Raw genomic sequence first — 486 nt, forward strand, 5'->3', positions numbered from 1 at the left:
AACCTCTTTTAACGGCAAACAGCTTTTAAGCGGTGGTTTTACTAATCAAGAATTTCAAATCGGTTCTCAGTCTAATCAAACCATCCAAGCTAGCATAGGCGCAACTCAATCAAGTAAAATTGGTGTTACTAGATTTGAAACTGGTTCTATGTCTCATAGTAGTGGTGTAGCTCAACTTACTATTAAAAACTATAATGGTATTGATGATTTTAAATTCCAACCTGTAGTGATTTCATCTTCAGTAGGTACTGGTATAGGTGCTTTAGCTGAAGAGATTAACAGAGTAGCTGATATAACTGGAGTTAGAGCAAATTTCTTAGTTCAAACTACTGGTGCTGGAGCTATAAAAGCTGGTACTACAAGCGATGATTTTACTATCAATGGAGTTAAGATAGGTAAAGTTGATTATAAAGATGGCGATGAAAATGGTGCATTGATTTCAGCTATTAACTCAGTAAAAGATACTACAGGTGTGGAAGCTTCTAA

Annotated in this window: 1 protein-coding gene; it reads left to right on the top strand. The window is 35.4% G+C overall.

All coding sequences use genetic code 11. The annotated features are described in order from the left end of the window. On the top strand, nucleotides 1-486 hold a 486-nt coding region (locus tag CAMP5118_RS07980; protein WP_337217028.1), incomplete at both ends, for a flagellin hook IN motif-containing protein.

The organism is Campylobacter sp. LMG 7929 (assembly GCF_024723595.1).
In the GTDB taxonomy this organism is placed as follows: Bacteria; Campylobacterota; Campylobacteria; order Campylobacterales; family Campylobacteraceae; genus Campylobacter_D.